The 13,229-nt window shown below is 57.8% G+C and carries 15 protein-coding genes; 9 read left to right on the forward strand and 6 right to left on the reverse strand.

Annotated elements, in window-relative coordinates; all coding sequences use genetic code 11:
• Window positions 1-102: 102 nt before the first annotated feature.
• Complete coding sequence (gene mdh, locus V8N38_RS01845; RefSeq protein ID WP_147839669.1) at window positions 103-1,041, forward strand: malate dehydrogenase; 939 nt, start codon at window positions 103-105, stop codon at window positions 1,039-1,041.
• Window positions 1,042-1,107: 66 nt separating this feature from the next.
• Here the strand turns inward: mdh and V8N38_RS01850 are convergent, their stop codons facing one another.
• Window positions 1,108-1,368, reverse strand: coding sequence for a helix-turn-helix domain-containing protein (locus V8N38_RS01850; RefSeq protein WP_038879152.1), 261 nt, complete (start codon window positions 1,366-1,368; stop codon window positions 1,108-1,110).
• Between the two features lie 180 nt (window positions 1,369-1,548).
• Here V8N38_RS01850 and V8N38_RS01855 point away from each other — a divergent pair, with 180 nt between their 5' ends.
• Complete coding sequence (locus V8N38_RS01855; RefSeq protein ID WP_038879765.1) at window positions 1,549-1,905, forward strand: DNA-binding protein; 357 nt, start codon at window positions 1,549-1,551, stop codon at window positions 1,903-1,905.
• A gap of 48 nt (window positions 1,906-1,953) precedes the next feature.
• On the opposite strand, the gene ispB is transcribed toward V8N38_RS01855, so the two are convergent.
• The gene (gene ispB / locus V8N38_RS01860) at window positions 1,954-2,925 is read right to left on the reverse strand and encodes an octaprenyl diphosphate synthase (protein ID WP_047729263.1); all 972 of its coding nucleotides are present in this window, start codon (window positions 2,923-2,925) and stop codon (window positions 1,954-1,956) included.
• Between the two features lie 270 nt (window positions 2,926-3,195).
• Here ispB and rplU point away from each other — a divergent pair, with 270 nt between their 5' ends.
• The 4 genes from rplU (at window position 3,196) to cgtA (ending at window position 6,048) form a co-directional block, all read left to right on the forward strand.
• Window positions 3,196-3,507, forward strand: coding sequence for a 50S ribosomal protein L21 (gene rplU / locus V8N38_RS01865; RefSeq protein WP_004933561.1), 312 nt, complete (start codon window positions 3,196-3,198; stop codon window positions 3,505-3,507).
• 17 nt (window positions 3,508-3,524) lie between these two features.
• Window positions 3,525-3,782, forward strand: coding sequence for a 50S ribosomal protein L27 (gene rpmA, locus V8N38_RS01870; protein ID WP_004933559.1), 258 nt, complete (start codon window positions 3,525-3,527; stop codon window positions 3,780-3,782).
• Between the two features lie 105 nt (window positions 3,783-3,887).
• Entirely contained in the window at window positions 3,888-4,859 is a 972-nt protein-coding gene (locus V8N38_RS01875) for a DMT family transporter (RefSeq protein WP_123193164.1), read from the forward strand.
• Between the two features lie 16 nt (window positions 4,860-4,875).
• Entirely contained in the window at window positions 4,876-6,048 is a 1,173-nt protein-coding gene (gene cgtA / locus V8N38_RS01880) for an Obg family GTPase CgtA (RefSeq protein WP_004933553.1), read from the forward strand.
• A 36-nt stretch (window positions 6,049-6,084) separates the two neighbouring features.
• Here the strand turns inward: cgtA and pmrB are convergent, their stop codons facing one another.
• From pmrB to dacB, 3 genes are read right to left on the reverse strand one after another with little or no spacing between them, the layout of a single operon-like run.
• Entirely contained in the window at window positions 6,085-7,146 is a 1,062-nt protein-coding gene (gene pmrB, locus V8N38_RS01885) for a two-component system sensor histidine kinase PmrB (protein WP_087763017.1), read from the reverse strand.
• Complete coding sequence (gene pmrA / locus V8N38_RS01890) at window positions 7,143-7,805, reverse strand: two-component system response regulator PmrA (protein WP_147839670.1); 663 nt, start codon at window positions 7,803-7,805, stop codon at window positions 7,143-7,145. The genes pmrB and pmrA overlap by 4 nt, the downstream gene beginning before the upstream one ends.
• A gap of 8 nt (window positions 7,806-7,813) precedes the next feature.
• Window positions 7,814-9,247 carry a serine-type D-Ala-D-Ala carboxypeptidase gene (gene dacB, locus V8N38_RS01895; protein WP_048232490.1) on the reverse strand — a complete coding sequence of 478 codons (1,434 nt, stop codon included), beginning with the start codon at window positions 9,245-9,247 and terminating at the stop codon, window positions 7,814-7,816.
• Between the two features lie 256 nt (window positions 9,248-9,503).
• Between dacB and greA the strand changes: the two genes are divergently transcribed.
• On the forward strand, window positions 9,504-9,980 hold the full coding sequence (gene greA / locus V8N38_RS01900; RefSeq protein WP_004933539.1) for a transcription elongation factor GreA: 477 nt from the start codon (window positions 9,504-9,506) through the stop codon (window positions 9,978-9,980).
• 112 nt (window positions 9,981-10,092) lie between these two features.
• Here greA and yhbY read toward each other — a convergent pair whose 3' ends face one another.
• Entirely contained in the window at window positions 10,093-10,386 is a 294-nt protein-coding gene (gene yhbY / locus V8N38_RS01905; protein WP_004933536.1) for a ribosome assembly RNA-binding protein YhbY, read from the reverse strand.
• Between the two features lie 143 nt (window positions 10,387-10,529).
• On the opposite strand from yhbY, the gene rlmE reads away from it, so the two are divergent.
• Together rlmE and ftsH are read left to right on the forward strand one after the other, a co-directional pair.
• The gene (gene rlmE / locus V8N38_RS01910) at window positions 10,530-11,159 is read left to right on the forward strand and encodes a 23S rRNA (uridine(2552)-2'-O)-methyltransferase RlmE (protein WP_004933533.1); all 630 of its coding nucleotides are present in this window, start codon (window positions 10,530-10,532) and stop codon (window positions 11,157-11,159) included.
• A gap of 56 nt (window positions 11,160-11,215) precedes the next feature.
• Window positions 11,216-13,147: an ATP-dependent zinc metalloprotease FtsH gene (gene ftsH / locus V8N38_RS01915; protein WP_004933529.1), complete on the forward strand. Its 1,932-nt coding sequence runs from the start codon at window positions 11,216-11,218 to the stop codon at window positions 13,145-13,147.
• Window positions 13,148-13,229: the final 82 nt, after the last annotated feature.

Consider the following 13,229-nt stretch of genomic DNA (forward strand, 5'->3'; position numbering starts at 1 on the left):
AAGAATTGGCTAATTTATTGTTTTTAAAGGTGTAATAACTTAAGGTCCGTAACCAACACATTCACGGCGCTTTATATATTTAAGATAATAAAGGAGTATAGGATGAAAGTTGCAGTTCTCGGTGCTGCTGGCGGTATCGGCCAGGCCCTCGCCCTTCTACTCAAAACCCAGCTTCCTTCAGGTTCTGAACTCTCTCTCTACGACATTGCCCCCGTTACCCCAGGCGTTGCCGTCGACTTAAGCCACATCCCAACCGCAGTTAAAATCAAAGGCTTCAGCGGCGAAGACGCGACCCCGGCTCTGCACGGTGCGGACGTGGTGCTGATTTCCGCCGGCGTGGCCCGTAAGCCTGGCATGGATCGCTCTGACCTGTTCAACGTTAACGCCGGCATCGTGCGTAACCTGATTGAGCAAGTGGCGAAAACCTGCCCGAAAGCCTGCATCGGTATCATCACCAACCCGGTTAACACCACGGTCGCCATCGCGGCGGAAGTGCTGAAAAAAGCCGGCGTTTACAACAAGAACAAACTGTTCGGCGTGACTTCGCTGGATATCATCCGTTCCAACACCTTCGTGGCCGAGCTGAAAGGTAAACAGCCGGAAGAGCTGAACGTGCCGGTCATCGGCGGCCACTCTGGCGTGACCATCCTGCCTCTGCTGTCGCAGATCCCAGGCGTGAGCTTCACCGATCAGGAAGTGGCGGATCTGACTAAACGCATTCAGAACGCCGGCACCGAAGTGGTGGAAGCCAAAGCCGGCGGCGGGTCTGCAACGCTGTCCATGGGCCAGGCGGCCGCACGTTTCGGTCTGTCTCTGGTGCGTGCGCTGCAGGGCGAGAAAGGCGTGGTGGAATGCGCTTACGTTGAAGGCGACGGCAAATACGCTCGCTTCTTCGCACAACCGCTGGTACTGGGCAAAAACGGCGTTGAAGAGCGCAAAGATATCGGCACCCTGAGCGCCTTCGAGCAGAAAGCGCTGAACGAGATGCTGGACGTGCTGCACAAAGATATCGAGCTGGGCGAGAAGTTCATCAATAACTGATCGTTGCCGATAGTCAGCCGATAAACGCCGCCGGACGCTGTTCCGGCGGTTTTTTTTGCCCCGCGTTCACGATTTGATGCGTGCCTTGCGATCCAGCAGGCAATCGCTGCGCGGATCGTAATAGCGGCTTGGCCAGATCTCCGAAGGGTGGATGCCTATCGCTTCGGCGATCAGCCACTCCCCCTTTGGCCACGGGCGCGACAGCGCGTTGGCCAGCGTTGATGAGCTTAATCCGGCCTTGCGCGACACTGCCGCCAGCGTGGTGCCCTGCTTGCGGAGCGCCGCGATGATATCTGCCGGATGCCAATCTGGGTTCCTTGAATTCATGTTTACATTCCTTTTCTGATTAGCCAAAGTTGCGTTAGTGGTATAACTAACGGGTCAAGGTTAGGCGTTTGCACAACGTGAATCGCTTATTCAGAAACCAGAATACCATTAAATTTCCAAAAAAATACCCAAGTAATTTCCAAAAATGACGTTGCCCACTATTGCCCAGAGATGATGGCCATGAAAAACGAGTGGTTTGCCGCCAAGGAACTGACAGGCATCGCAGGATTACCTTCCTCACCACAGGGAATTAATCTGATGGCCCGGCGCGAAGGCTGGATCAGCCGCAGGCGTAAAGGCGTGCAGGGAAAAGCGTTGGAGTACCATATCGACAGCCTGCCTTCAAACGTGCGTAACCTGCTGGTGCTGAAGGAGGACGGGGCGGTATATGACGTAGAGCGTCAGGATCCGTTGGCGGTCTGGATCGAGTATTACTACCATTTGACGGAGAGCGAGCGCGAGAAAATGGTGGCTTTCCTGATGCGGGAAGGGATCGGCGGCCTGTTGGCGCGCATCGACGAAGAGAGCAATAGCTAGGCAGGCCCGCGTACGCGGGCCTGATGGTTTTTAAGAAATTAATATTTCTTAAAAGTCGCGTTGCACCGCCAGATGGGCCAGGCCCTCCAGCGCCGTACGGTGCTCCGATGCCGGCAAGACCTGCAGCGCGGCGATCGCCTTGTCGGCTTCTTCTTCGGCGCGTTTGCGGGTGTACTCCAGCGAACCGCATTGTTGCATCGCCTGCAGTACCGGCTCCAACAGATGACGACCGTTACCTTGCTCAATCGCACCGCGGATCATGTCACGCTGCGCGTCGTCGCCGTTGTGCATCGCGTGCAGCAGCGGCAGGGTCGGTTTCCCTTCGTTCAGATCGTCGCCGGTGTTTTTGCCCAGGGTGCTGCCGTCGGCGCTGTAGTCGAGCAGATCGTCGATCAGCTGGAAAGCGGTGCCGAGGTAGCGGCCATAGTCTTGCAGCGCCTGCTCTTGTTCGGCGCTGGCACCGGACAGGATCGCCGACGATTGCGCCGCTGCCTCGAACAGGCGGGCGGTTTTGCTGTAGATCACCCGCATATAGCTTTCTTCGCTGATGTCGGGATCGTGCACGTTCATCAACTGCAGCACTTCGCCTTCGGCGATGACGTTGACCGCCTCCGACATCAGCGCCAGCACGCGCAGGGATTCCAGGCTGGTCATCATCTGGAAGGCGCGGGTATAGATAAAGTCGCCGACCAGCACGCTGGCGGCGTTGCCGAACGCCGCGTTGGCGGTGGCTTTGCCGCGGCGCATGTCCGATTCGTCGACGACGTCGTCATGCAGCAGCGTGGCGGTATGAATGAATTCGATCAGGGCGGCAACGGTGACGTGCTTGTTGCCTTCATAGCCCAACGCCCGCGCCGCCAGGACGGCGATCATCGGCCGGATGCGCTTACCGCCACCGCTGATAATGTAATAGCCAAGCTGATTGATGAGCGTGACATCGGAATTCAGCTGTTCGAGAATTGTTGCGTTCACGGCCGCCATATCTTGCGCGGTTAACTCGGTAATTTGATCTAGGTTCATTGTGTTTTTTTCAGCTGTGTTTCTCTTCACCGCGTTGAGATCGCTGCTCACATCGGTACATGGCGGTAACTGTCCCTATGATTGTACTTGAAAAACGGTTCAGATAAACGCCACGAAAGAAACTGCGCTTTTTTTCTTCTTTTTTCTCCTTCTGGTCTTATTCTGCTCTTGTCATGCGCTGCTTTTTTGCGTAGAATTCGCGCCCTATTGTGAATATTTATAGCGCGCTCTGAACTAACACAGTCGGGCACGCGGAAAGCGGAGTTTTATATGTACGCGGTTTTCCAAAGTGGTGGTAAACAACACCGAGTAAGCGAAGGTCAGACCGTTCGCTTGGAAAAGCTGGACATCGCAACTGGTGAAGCGGTTGAGTTTGACCAGATTCTGATGATCGCTAATGGCGAAGATATCAAAATCGGCGTTCCTTTCGTCGATGGCGGCAAGATCAAAGCTGAAGTCGTTGCTCACGGTCGTGGCGAGAAAATTAAGATTGTTAAGTTTCGTCGTCGTAAGCACCACCGTAAGCAGCAGGGCCACCGTCAGTGGTTCACTGACGTTAAAATCACCGGCATCAGCGCTTAAGTTAGGAGAGCGGATTAATGGCACACAAAAAGGCTGGCGGCTCGACTCGTAACGGTCGCGATTCAGAAGCTAAACGTCTGGGCGTAAAACGCTTTGGCGGCGAAGCAGTACTGGCAGGCAGCATCATCGTTCGTCAGCGCGGCACCAAATTCCACGCTGGTACCAACGTGGGTTGCGGCAAAGACCACACTCTGTTTGCTTTGAAAGACGGTAAAGTCAAATTCGAAGTTAAAGGCCCGAGCAATCGTAAATTCATCAGCATCGAAGCTGAATAATTTTTCGAGCCTTACGAAATAGATGTAAGCCCCGCAATTCGTTGCGGGGCTTTTTACATTTATGGGCTGCCTGGGGGTTGGCCTGTCAGCGTTGGCGAAGGTGATATGGATACGAAGCAGCAGGTCGGCGTTGGTATTTCCCTGGCGTTAACCACGGCGGTTTGCTGGGGTGCGTTGCCGATCGCGATGAAAGAAGTGTTGACGGTGATGGAGCCGTTTACCGTCGTTTGGTATCGCTTTACCATGGCCGCCATCGGTTTGGGCGCGATCCTCGCGGTGCGCGGCAAGCTGCCGCCGCTGACGATGTTCCGCCAGCCGCGCTGGCTGCTGCTGTTGGCGATCGCGACGGCGGGACTGCTGGGCAACTTTGTGTTCTTCAGCTCCTCGCTGCAATACCTGAGCCCGACGGCGTCGCAGGTGATTGGCCAGCTGTCGCCGGTGGGCATGATGTTCGCCAGCGTGCTGATTTTAAAAGAACGCATGCGTGTCACCCAGGTCATTGGCGCTCTGATGCTGATCGGCGGGCTGATGCTGTTTTTCAACGTCAGTCTGATAGAGATCTTCACCCGGCTGACGGACTACACGCTGGGCGTTATGCTGGGCGTGTGTGCGGCGATGGTTTGGGTGAGCTACGGCGTGGCGCAGAAGGTATTGCTGCGCCGGCTGGCTTCGCCGCAGATCCTGGTTATGTTGTACACTTTATGTGCGATAGCGTTGTTCCCTCTGGCCAAACCCGAGGTGATTTTCCAGCTTAGCGGCTGGCAATTGGCGTGCCTGCTGTTTTGCGGCGCCAACACGCTGATCGGCTATGGTGCGTTGGCAGAGGCGATGGCGCGCTGGCAGGCGGCGCAGGTGAGCGCGTTGGTGACGCTGACCCCGCTGTTTACCCTGCTGTTTTCAGATTTATTGGCGTTGGCCTGGCCCCAGGCATTCGCCGCGCCGACGTTGAATGTCGTCGGCTATGTTGGCGCGTTTGTGGTCGTGGCGGGCGCCATGTTTTCCGCAATTGGTCACCGGTGGTGGCCGCGACGGGCAGAACCCCCCCTGGTTGCTCCTTTGAAGCAGCCCGGTGAATGATTTACGGAGACGGTAAATGAAGTTTGTAGATGAAGCAGCGATTCTGGTCGTTGCAGGCGACGGCGGCAACGGATGCGTCAGCTTCCGCCGCGAAAAATATATCCCGAACGGTGGGCCTGACGGCGGTGACGGCGGCGACGGCGGCGACGTCTACCTGCTGGCGGACGAGAACCTCAACACCCTGATCGACTACCGTTTTGAGAAGTCTTTCCGCGCCGAGCGCGGCCAGAATGGCCAGAGCCGCGACTGTACCGGTAAACGCGGGAAAGACGTCATCATCAAGGTGCCGGTCGGCACGCGCGTGAAGGATCAGGGCACCGGCGAGATCCTCGGCGACATGACCCGCCACGAGCAAAAGCTGATGGTCGCCAAGGGCGGCTGGCATGGCTTGGGCAACACCCGTTTCAAATCTTCGGTCAACCGTGCACCGCGTCAGAAGACGCTGGGTACCGCTGGCGAAGCGCGCGACCTGTTGCTGGAACTGTTGCTGCTGGCCGATGTGGGCATGCTGGGCCTGCCGAACGCCGGCAAATCGACCTTCATCCGCGCGGTGTCCGCCGCCAAGCCGAAGGTGGCCGACTATCCGTTTACCACGCTGGTGCCGAGCCTGGGCGTGGTGCGTATGGACCACGAGCAGAGCTTTGTGGTCGCCGACATTCCGGGGCTGATCGAGGGCGCATCCGAAGGCGCGGGCCTGGGCATTCGCTTCCTGAAACACCTGGAGCGTTGCCGCGTGCTGCTGCACCTGGTGGACATCGCGCCGATCGACGAATCCGATCCGGTGGAAAACGCCAAAGTCATCATCAACGAGTTGAACCAATACAGCGAAAATCTGGCGCAGAAGCCACGCTGGCTGGTGTTCAACAAAATTGATGTGATTGGTGAGGAAGAAGCCGCCGAACGCGCCAAGGCGATTGTGGAAGGCATGGGCTGGGAAGGGAAGTACTACATGATCTCCGCCGCCAACCGCGAAGGCGTCAACGCGCTGTGCTGGGACGTAATGAACTTCATCAACACCCAGCCGAAAGCGATGGCGATCGAAGAAAGCGCGCCGGAAAAAGTCGAATTCATGTGGGATGACTACCACCGCGAGCAAATCGCGGAAGTGGAAGCCGAAGCAGAAGATGACTGGGATGACGACTGGGACGAAGACGACGACGAAGGCGTCGAAATCATTTACCAGAAGTAATTCGGTGATAAAGGGCTCAGCAACGCTGGGCCCTTGTTATTTGAGCGCCTTTTCCGGCAGCCAGCACTGGGCGTTCAGGCCGCGGGCATCGCGGCGGTTTTCCAGCGTCAAACGCCCCTGGTGCAACTGCACGATGCGGATCACGATATTCAAGCCCAGCCCGCTGCCGCCGTAGCGTTGATCCATGCGGCGAAACGCCTGCGTCAGCTCCCCGACCATCTCTTCCTTGATCCCCGGGCCATCGTCGATGACCTGCAGCAGATAGCCGCTGTCCTGCGGCGTTAACCGCACCTGTATCGCGCCGCCTTCCGGGCCGTAACGGTGGGCGTTTTCGACCAGGTTGCGCAGCAGCAGCCGCAGCAGCACCGGATCGCCGTTCACCGCAGCGGTGGCCGGCAATTGCCAGTCCAGCGTCTGCGCGCGTTGGGCGGTCATTTCGCCGAGTTCTTCCTGCAGCGGCTGAATCACATCGGCCACCCAATCGAAATGCTGGTAATGACCGCTGGCGAAGTCTTGCCCGGCGCGCGACAGCATCAGCAGTTGCTCAACGGTGTGCATCAGCTGATCGATGCGGGCGATCAGCGCCTGGCTGCCTTTGACGCCCTGTTTCTCCATCAGTTCCAGATGCAGGCGAATGCCGGCCAGCGGCGTGCGCAGCTCGTGGGCCGCATCGGCGGTGAACAGGCGCTCTTGCTGGATGGTGTTGTCCAGCCGCGAGAACAGCTGATTGAGCGCATTGGTGACCGCCACCATCTCCAGGCTGTCGCTGTTGATTGGCAGCGGCGTCAGGTTATCGGCAGAGCGCTTTTCCAGCCGCTGCTGCAATTGGTTGAGCGGGCGGGTGATCCAGCTGATGGCCCAGAACGACGCCAGCAGCGTGACGATCATCATGATCAGCGAAGGCGCCAGCAGCGACGCGATGGCCTCGGCTATCTCGGTATCGACGCGCTCGCTGCGCACTTTGGCGGACAAGGTTTCGTCCACCAGGAAGCTGATCTGTTCCTGGCTTTCGTGCCACAGCCAGAAGGCGCTGATGAGCTGCGTGACCAGCAGGATCAGCGCCAGCATCAGCAGCAGGCGGCGGCGCATGCTGATCATGAAGAAGGTTCCAGACGGTAGCCGATGCCGCGCACGGTGCGGATGCGATCCTTGCCCAGCTTGCGGCGCAGGTTGTGGATATGCACTTCCAGCGTGTTGGAGCCCAAATCGTCTTGCCAGGTGTAGAGATCCTGCTGCAGGAGTTCACGGTTGACCGTTTGGCCGGCGCGCATGATAAGACGCGCCAGAATGGCGAACTCTTTCGGCGTAACCTCCACCGGCTGCTGCTGCAGATAGACCTGCTGGCTGGAGAGGTTCAGCTGCAGGTCATCCACCTGCATCAGATTGTCGCTGTGGCCCTGGTAGCGCCGCAGGAGGGCGCGCACGCGTGCCTGCAGTTCAACCAGCGCGAAGGGTTTGACCAGGTAGTCGTCGGCGCCGGCGTCCAGCCCGTCGACGCGATCTTCCAGGGCGTCGCGGGCGGTCAGGATCAGCACCGGCAGATCGATCTGCTGGCGGCGCCACTGCCGCAGCAGCGCGGCGCCGTCCATGTCCGGCAGGCCGAGATCCAGGATCACCATGCTGTATTGGCTGGTGATGAGCAAGCTGTTGGCCTCCGCCGCCGTGGCGGCGCAGTCGCAGGCGTAGCCTTCGCCGGTCAGCGCCAGCGCCAGCCCCTGTTGCAGCAGTTCATCATCCTCAACGACCAACAGCTTCATGACGATCCTCAGTTGTTTTGGTAAATATCCCGATACAGGCGGCTTTCGAAGCGTACCAGCGGTGCGCGGCGCTGTTTCTGATCTTCCGGCGGTACGGCGTAGCCGGAAAGATACTGCACGAAGGCCATGCGCTGGCCGCTGGCGGTGGTGATGAAGCCCGCCAGGTTGTACACGCCCTGCAGCGCGCCGGTCTTGGCCGACACTTTGCCGTCGACGCCGGCTTCGTGCAGGCCGCCGCGGTAGCGCAAGGTGCCGTCATAACCGGACAGCGGCAGCATCGAGATGAAGTTCAGCTCGTTGTCGTGCTGCGCGATGTACTGCAACGCCTGCATCATGGTCGCCGGCGCCAGCAGGTTGTGGCGCGACAGGCCGGAACCGTCGGCGATGATGGTATTGCCCAGATCGATGCCGGCCTTCTGGCGCAGCACCTGCCGTACCGCATCGGAACCGGCTCGCCAGGTGCCCGGCACGCCGAAGCGTTCGTGGCCGATGGTGCGGAAGACGGTATCGGCGATCATATTGTCCGATTTCTTCAGCATGATCTTCAACAGATCGTGCAGCGGCGCTGACTGGGTTTGCGCGATCACCGTGCCGGTGATGCCAGGGCGCGTCTGGCGTTTCAAATGTCCGTCGATTTGGATGCCGGCCTGCGTCAGCTCGTCTTTCAGGATGGCGCCCGCGTAGCTGGCACCGTCCTGGATGGCGAAGGCCAACGGCAGCGGTTCGCTGCGCTGCGTCAGGCAGCCGGTCAGGGTAAAGCGGTTCAGCTCGCCCGGCACCACGTCCAGTTCGCAGTACTGCGCGTCAGCGGAGCCGCGCGCCAGGGTGCGCACCTGGCTAAACATATTGACCGGATAATAGGAGGCGACGCGGATAAACGCCATGTCGCCCGGGTTCGGCGCGCTGTAGAGCGAGACCGAGAAACAGTTGCGATCGACGATGGCGGCGGCCGGCGGCGCGCTGAAGCACTGCGTCAGATCGTTCCACGGCCAGCCGGGCGCCTTGTCATGGCTGGCGAAGACCGAAGTATCGACCAGCACGTCGCCGCTGATTTGGCGCACGCCCTGCTTCTTCAGGACGGCCACCATATTGCGCAGGCTCTGGCGTTTGAAGGTCGGATCGCCGCTGAAGCGGGCAATCAGGTTGCCGCGCAGCACGCCGTCGCGAATATCGCCCTGGCTCTCCAGCGTGGTGGTGAAACGGTAATCGGGCCCGAGTTGCAATAGCGCAGCCAGCGCCGTCAGCACTTTTTGGGTACTGGCCGGCAGCGCCATCTGCTGAGAGTGGTAATCGATCGTCGGCGCGCTGGCGCCGATCTTCTGAACGACCAGGGCAAGGTTGGCCCCATCAGGCAGATATTGTGTGTACTCTTCAACCGGGGCCGCATTCGCATTCAGAACAAATGCGCAAGCCAATGCACTGACAATTCGTGAAAAACGCATAATCTCGGGATAACAGCTGGATAACGTGCCGTCATACTACGGTGCAATCAGGGAAAAAGTAAACGATGACCCTCAAGGAACTCTAGGCTAAAATGCGTATCAAAATGCAAAACCGATCTTGGCTTGGGCCCCGTTCCGAGTCAGGTTTCTTTTGTTTGTCGCCTGGAGGCGGGTGGCGGTATGCCAACCGTGTTTTCATACGAATACGTCAGGATGACGGTTATTTGAACAGGAAAGATTTAGAGGTATTTATACGATGAACCAAATTCCGATGACCTTGTTTGGCGCTGAAAAACTGCGCGAAGAGCTCGAATATCTGAAAAGCGTGCGCCGTCCGAAAATCATTGCGGACATCGCGGAAGCGCGCGAACACGGCGATTTGAAAGAGAATGCCGAGTACCACGCCGCCCGCGAACAGCAGGGTTTCTGCGAAGGTCGCATTCAGGAAATCGAAGCCAAGCTGTCCAATGCTCAGGTGATCGATATCACCAAGATGCCGAACACCGGCCGGGTGATCTTCGGCGCCACCGTATCGGTGATGAATCTGGACAGTGAAGAAGAAGTGACTTACCGCATCGTTGGCGACGATGAGGCCGATTTCAAGAAAAATCTGATTTCGGTAAACTCGCCGATGGCGCGCGGCCTGATCGGCAAAGAGCAAGACGATGTGGTGGTGATCAAAACCCCTGGCGGCGACGTCGAGTATGAGATCCTGAAGGTTGAGTATCTCTGATCGAGGCCGTTGGTCATTAATGCGCCAGCGTTTTGTAAAGATAGGAAAAAGGCCGCAAGCGGCCTTTTATCTTGGTCAGGCGCATGGCACCTTTTCGTTAACCTGATGGTTATTAACGCGGTAGACTGATCTTGCGCTCTTTCGACGGGCGGTAAAGAATAAGCGTGCTGCCGATAACTTGCACATTGCAGGCGCCCGTTTCACGCACGATAGCGTCGGCGATCAGGGTTTTGGTTTCGCGATCTTCAGCGGCGATTTTCACCTTGATCAGCTCATGATGCTCCAGAGCCTGTTCAATTTCAGCCAGCACCCCTTCGGTAAGACCGTTATTGCCCAGCATCACCACCGGTTTTAACGGATGCGCCAGGCCTTTCAGGTGCTGTTTTTGTTTATTATTCAGATTCATTGTCTTTTTTGCTTAAGTTGGGATTGAAAACGGTACATTCTACCGCCATCTCATGTATATCACCAAATCGGTCTTCACCGGTGTGAGTCTACGTGAGCAGCGACCCTGACATAAGACTCTTTTTATGATAGTTGGAAAACGAGATGGCTAATAAAAAGCGTTCGGCTAGCTCCAGTCGCTGGTTACAAGAACACTTTAGCGATAAATATGTACAGCAGGCACAGAAAAAGGGACTGCGTTCCCGTGCCTGGTTTAAACTTGATGAAATACAGCAGAGCGACAAACTGTTCAAACCGGGCATGACCGTGGTTGACCTGGGTGCCGCACCGGGCGGCTGGTCGCAGTATGTGGTCACCCAAATCGGCGGTACCGGGCGCATCATCGCCTGTGATATTTTGCCAATGGATCCTATCGTTGGCGTCGATTTCCTTCAGGGCGATTTTCGTGATGAACTGGTGCTGAAGGCGCTGTTGGAACGAGTAGGCGAGAGTAAGGTTCAGGTGGTCATGTCCGATATGGCCCCGAATATGAGTGGCACCCCGGCGGTCGATATTCCAAGGTCGATGTATCTGGTGGAGTTGGCGCTGGATATGTGTCGTGATGTCCTCGCACCAGGCGGAAGTTTCCTGGTGAAGGTGTTCCAGGGAGATGGCTTTGACGAGTACCTACGGGAAATTCGCTCCCTGTTTACGAAGGTTAAGATTCGTAAGCCAGACGCTTCCCGCGCCCGTTCGCGCGAAGTGTACATTGTAGCGACAGGGCGCAAACTGTAGTACCCTAACGCTGTTTGTTAACACAGTTGTAAGATGAGGTTAATCCCTTGAGTGACATGGCGAAAAACCTAATTCTCTGGTTAGTCATCGCGGTAGTGTTGATGTCTGTATTCCAGAGCTTTGGGCCCAGCGAGTCGAATGGCCGTAGGGTGGATTACTCTACCTTCATGTCCGAACTGACCCAGGACCAGGTTCGCGAAGCGCGAATCAACGGACGTGAAATTAACGTTACCAAGAAAGACAGTAACAAATACACGACCTACATCCCTGTCAACGATCCTAAGTTGCTGGATACGTTGTTAACGAAGAATGTGAAAGTGGTCGGCGAGCCGCCTGAAGAGCCGAGCCTGCTGGCTTCTATCTTTATCTCCTGGTTCCCGATGCTGTTGCTGATCGGGGTCTGGATCTTCTTTATGCGGCAAATGCAGGGCGGCGGCGGCAAGGGCGCGATGTCCTTCGGCAAGAGCAAGGCCCGCATGCTGACGGAAGACCAGATCAAGACCACTTTCGCCGATGTCGCCGGTTGTGACGAAGCGAAAGAAGAGGTGAGCGAACTGGTGGAATACCTGCGCGAGCCGAGCCGTTTCCAGAAATTGGGCGGCAAGATCCCGAAAGGCGTGCTTATGGTTGGCCCGCCGGGGACCGGTAAAACGCTGCTGGCGAAAGCGATCGCCGGCGAAGCGAAGGTGCCGTTCTTCACCATTTCCGGTTCTGACTTCGTCGAAATGTTCGTCGGTGTGGGTGCATCCCGCGTGCGCGACATGTTCGAACAAGCGAAGAAAGCCGCGCCGTGCATCATCTTCATCGATGAAATCGACGCCGTCGGCCGCCAGCGTGGCGCCGGCCTGGGTGGCGGTCACGATGAGCGCGAGCAGACTCTGAACCAGATGCTGGTTGAGATGGACGGTTTCGAAGGCAACGAAGGCATCATCGTCATCGCGGCCACCAACCGTCCTGACGTGCTTGACCCTGCGCTGCTGCGTCCGGGCCGCTTCGACCGTCAGGTCGTGGTCGGGCTGCCGGATGTGCGTGGCCGTGAGCAGATCCTGAAGGTGCACATGCGCCGCGTGCCGTTGGCTGCCGACATCGACGCCTCCGTCATTGCGCGCGGAACGCCGGGCTTCTCCGGTGCCGACCTGGCTAACCTGGTCAACGAAGCGGCGCTGTTCGCTGCCCGCGGCAACAAGCGCGTGGTGTCGATGGTGGAGTTCGAGAAAGCCAAAGACAAGATCATGATGGGTGCGGAACGTCGCTCCATGGTGATGACCGAAGCGCAGAAAGAGTCGACCGCGTATCACGAAGCGGGCCACGCCATCATTGGCCGCCTGGTTCCTGAACACGATCCGGTACACAAGGTGACGATCATTCCTCGTGGCCGTGCGCTCGGCGTGACCTTCTTCCTGCCGGAAGGGGATGCGATCAGCGCCAGCCGTCAGAAGCTGGAGAGCCAAATCTCCACTCTGTATGGCGGCCGTCTGGCGGAAGAGATCATCTACGGGCCGGAAAAAGTCTCTACCGGTGCGTCGAACGACATCAAAGTGGCGACCTCCATCGCCCGCAACATGGTGACCCAATGGGGCTTCTCCGAGAAGCTGGGGCCGCTGCTGTATGCGGAAGAAGAGGGCGAAGTGTTCCTGGGCCGTTCCGTGGCCAAGGCGAAGCACATGTCGGATGAAACCGCGCGCATCATCGACCAGGAAGTGAAGTCGCTGATCGAGCGTAACTACACGCGTGCTCGCTCGCTGTTGATGGAAAACATGGACATCCTGCACTCGATGAAGGATGCGCTGATGAAGTACGAAACCATCGATGCGCCGCAGATCGACGATCTGATGAACCGCAAAGACGTGCGTCCGCCGGCGGGTTGGGACGATGCGAACAAAGGCAACAGTTCCGACAACGGCGGCACCCCGAAAGCCCCGACGCCGGTAGATGAGCCGCGCACCCCAACGCCGGGCAACACCATGTCCGAACAGCTCGACAAGTAACAGCGGCTGTGTAATAACATCAAACCCCGGTACGCCGGGGTTTTTTTTTGCCCGGCGGGCAGTGAACCAGGCAACAGTAAGG

This window comes from Serratia nevei (assembly GCF_037948395.1).
Lineage (GTDB): Bacteria > Pseudomonadota > Gammaproteobacteria > Enterobacterales > Enterobacteriaceae > Serratia > Serratia nevei.

Excerpts from the sequence above, each read along its gene's own strand:
- ispB (WP_047729263.1), bottom strand. The coding sequence starts at position 2,925 with ATGAACCTAGATCAAATTACCGAGTTAACCGCGCAAGATATGGCGGCC.
- yhbY (WP_004933536.1), bottom strand. The coding sequence starts at position 10,386 with ATGAATCTGAATAATAAACAAAAACAGCACCTGAAAGGCCTGGCGCAT.
- pmrB (WP_087763017.1), bottom strand. The coding sequence starts at position 7,146 with ATGATCAGCATGCGCCGCCGCCTGCTGCTGATGCTGGCGCTGATCCTG.
- mdh (WP_147839669.1), top strand. The coding sequence starts at position 103 with ATGAAAGTTGCAGTTCTCGGTGCTGCTGGCGGTATCGGCCAGGCCCTC.
- V8N38_RS01850 (WP_038879152.1), bottom strand. The coding sequence starts at position 1,368 with ATGAATTCAAGGAACCCAGATTGGCATCCGGCAGATATCATCGCGGCG.
- greA (WP_004933539.1), top strand. The coding sequence starts at position 9,504 with ATGAACCAAATTCCGATGACCTTGTTTGGCGCTGAAAAACTGCGCGAA.
- dacB (WP_048232490.1), bottom strand. The coding sequence starts at position 9,247 with ATGCGTTTTTCACGAATTGTCAGTGCATTGGCTTGCGCATTTGTTCTG.
- rpmA (WP_004933559.1), top strand. The coding sequence starts at position 3,525 with ATGGCACACAAAAAGGCTGGCGGCTCGACTCGTAACGGTCGCGATTCA.
- pmrA (WP_147839670.1), bottom strand. The coding sequence starts at position 7,805 with ATGAAGCTGTTGGTCGTTGAGGATGATGAACTGCTGCAACAGGGGCTG.
- V8N38_RS01855 (WP_038879765.1), top strand. The coding sequence starts at position 1,549 with ATGAAAAACGAGTGGTTTGCCGCCAAGGAACTGACAGGCATCGCAGGA.
- ftsH (WP_004933529.1), top strand. The coding sequence starts at position 11,216 with ATGGCGAAAAACCTAATTCTCTGGTTAGTCATCGCGGTAGTGTTGATG.
- cgtA (WP_004933553.1), top strand. The coding sequence starts at position 4,876 with ATGAAGTTTGTAGATGAAGCAGCGATTCTGGTCGTTGCAGGCGACGGC.
- rlmE (WP_004933533.1), top strand. The coding sequence starts at position 10,530 with ATGGCTAATAAAAAGCGTTCGGCTAGCTCCAGTCGCTGGTTACAAGAA.
- rplU (WP_004933561.1), top strand. The coding sequence starts at position 3,196 with ATGTACGCGGTTTTCCAAAGTGGTGGTAAACAACACCGAGTAAGCGAA.
- V8N38_RS01875 (WP_123193164.1), top strand. The coding sequence starts at position 3,888 with ATGGATACGAAGCAGCAGGTCGGCGTTGGTATTTCCCTGGCGTTAACC.